The following is a 2,580-nucleotide window of genomic DNA, read 5'->3' as shown; positions in this document are numbered from 1 at the left end:
GAACTCGGCCACCTGACTTTTCTCGATCTCGACTGGAACGTCGTCAACAAGCAGCTCGAACGTGAGCGCACGACCCGCCGCTCGGGTCCGGCCGCCGAAAGCATGCTGCGTGACATCGGCGTCGTTGCCGCCCGTATTGGCTGAGGAGAAAGACGATGAGTTTCCAACCTGTACACTTTTATCAAACGGGCACCTTTACCGTCGGCAACCGCCTGCTCGCGCCGGAAGAACGCAGCGTCCAGGCGCACGTCGAGCGCACCAACTCGCTCAACTCCGGACACCGTGCGTGCCAGGGCTGCGGTGAAGCGCTCGGCGCACGCTACGCCATCGACGCAGCGATGAACGCCGCGCGCGGCCGCCTGATTGCCGCCAACGCAACCGGCTGTCTGGAAGTCTTCTCGACGCCCTATCCGGAAACGTCGTGGCAGATCCCGTGGATTCACTCGCTGTTCGGCAACACGGCGGCGATCGGCACGGGCATCGCCGCGGCGATCAAGGTCAAGCGCCAGAAAGGCCAGATGGGCGATGTGCGCGTCGTTGCTCAGGGCGGTGACGGCGGTACGACCGACATCGGTTTCGGCTGCCTGTCGGGCATGTTCGAACGCAACGACGACGTGCTCTACATCTGCTACGACAACGGCGGCTACATGAATACCGGCGTCCAGCGCAGTTCGGCCACGCCGCCAGCCGCGCGTACGGCAACGACGATGCCGGTCGGGCCGGAACCCGGCAACGCCTTCGGGCAGGGCAAGTTCGTCCCGGCGATCGCGATGGCGCACGAGATTCCGTATGTCGCGACGGCGACCGTCGCCGACCTGCGCGATCTCGAGTACAAGGTGACCAAAGCGATGGGCATCCGCGGCGCGCGCTACATCCACATTCTCGTCCCCTGCCCGCTTGGCTGGGGCTCCGCTTCGCACGACACCATCCGCCTGGCGCGACTGGCCAAGGAAACAGGCATCTTCCCGGTGTTCGAAGCGGAGCATGGTGAAGTCACCGGCGTGCTCAAGATCCGGCGGCCACAACCGGTCGAGGAATACCTCAAACTGCAGAAGCGCTACGCCCACCTGTTCGGCAAGAAGCCGGCGGTAGAAACGATCGCCCGCCTGCAGGCGGCGGCAGACAAGAACATTCGCAAATACGGACTGCTCGACCAGGAGGCAAACTGATGGAAAAACCCTTTGCCATTACCCTAGACCCAGGCTCCTCGCTGGCCAACCGCACCGGCTCCTGGCGCACCTCGCGCCCGGTCTACCTCGACCGCCTGCCGCCCTGCAACAAGCAGTGCCCGGCGGGCGAAGACATTCAGGGCTGGCTGTTTCACGCCGAATCGGGTGACTATGAAAGCGCCTGGCGGCATTTGACGAAAGACAACCCCTTCCCGGCGATCATGGGGCGGGTCTGCTACCACACCTGCGAAGGCGCCTGCAACCGCGGACAGATCGACGCCCCCGTCGGCATCAACTCGGTCGAGCGCTTCCTCGGCGACGAAGCACTGAAACGAGGCTGGCACCTCTCGCCCCCGGCAAGCGAATCGGGCAAACGCGTGTTGATCGTCGGGGCCGGCCCATCCGGCATGTCCGCCGCCTATCACCTGCGCCGCCTGGGGCACGAAGTCACCGTCTACGAGGCCGGCCCGCTGCTGGGCGGAATGATGCGCTTCGGCATCCCGAAGTACCGCCTGCCGCGCGATGTCCTGGAAGCTGAAATGCAACGCGTCGTCGACCTCGGCGTCAAGGTTCAGTTGAACAGCAAGGTCGAGAACATCCTCGAAACGATGCAGGCCGGCAAGTTCGACGCCGCCTTCCTGGCGGTCGGCGCGCACATTGGCAAGCGGGCGATGATTCCGGCCGGTGACGCGGCAAAGATCATCGACGCCATCTCGCTGCTGCGCAGCATGGAAGGCGAAGAGAAACCGCTGCTCGGCCGTCGGGTCGTCGTTTACGGCGGCGGCAACACGGCGATCGACGTTGCACGGACAGCCAAGCGCATGGGCGCCGAACCGCTGATCGTCTATCGTCGGACGCGCGAAAAAATGCCGGCGCACGATTTCGAGGTCGAGGAAGCGCTGCAGGAAGGCGTCATGGTCAAATGGCTGTCGACGATCAAGCAGGCCGGTGATTCGTCGCTGACGATCGAAAAGATGGCGCTCGACAGCAAGGGTTTCCCGCAGCCTACCGGCGAATTCGAGACAATCGAAGCCGATTCGCTGGTGCTGGCCCTCGGTCAGGACGTCGACCTCGGCTTGCTCGATGGCGTCCCCGGCCTGGCCGTCTCGGACGGCGTCGTCCAGGTCAACGCCAACATGATGACCGGCCACCCGGGAATCTTTGCCGGCGGCGACATGGTTCCGGCCGAGCGCAACGTCACCGTGGCCATCGGTCACGGCAAAAAGGCGGCACGCAACATCGATGCCTGGCTGCGCGGCGAGCAGTACGCCGAGCCGACCAAGCACGAAGTCGCCAGCTTTGAGAACCTCAACCCCTGGTACTACGCCGATGCCCCGAAGACGGTGCGACCGATGCTCGACATCATCCGCCGGCAGTCGACCTTCGACGAGGTGCAGGGCGGACTCGACGA

General features: G+C 64.5%; 2 protein-coding genes and 1 pseudogene. All 3 read left to right on the top strand.

Going from position 1 to position 2,580, the window contains the following annotated elements; all coding sequences use genetic code 11:
• Positions 1–144: pseudogene (gene porA / locus RKP46_RS16570) on the top strand (pyruvate ferredoxin oxidoreductase); the annotation flags it as partial.
• 11 nt (positions 145–155) lie between these two features.
• Complete coding sequence (locus RKP46_RS16565; protein ID WP_311107642.1) at positions 156–1,169, top strand: thiamine pyrophosphate-dependent enzyme; 1,014 nt, start codon at positions 156–158, stop codon at positions 1,167–1,169.
• A partial coding sequence (locus RKP46_RS16560) for an NAD(P)-binding protein (RefSeq protein ID WP_311107641.1) occupies positions 1,169–2,580 on the top strand: 1,412 nt, incomplete at its 3' end. The genes RKP46_RS16565 and RKP46_RS16560, both read left to right, overlap by 1 nt.

Source organism: Accumulibacter sp. (genome assembly GCF_031732815.1).
In the GTDB taxonomy this organism is placed as follows: Bacteria; Pseudomonadota; Gammaproteobacteria; order Burkholderiales; family Rhodocyclaceae; genus Accumulibacter.
The sequence above is the reverse complement of the archived record's forward strand: the minus strand, read 5'-3'. Positions and strand labels throughout refer to the sequence as shown.

Excerpts from the sequence above, each read along its gene's own strand:
- RKP46_RS16565 (WP_311107642.1), top strand. The coding sequence starts at position 156 with ATGAGTTTCCAACCTGTACACTTTTATCAAACGGGCACCTTTACCGTC.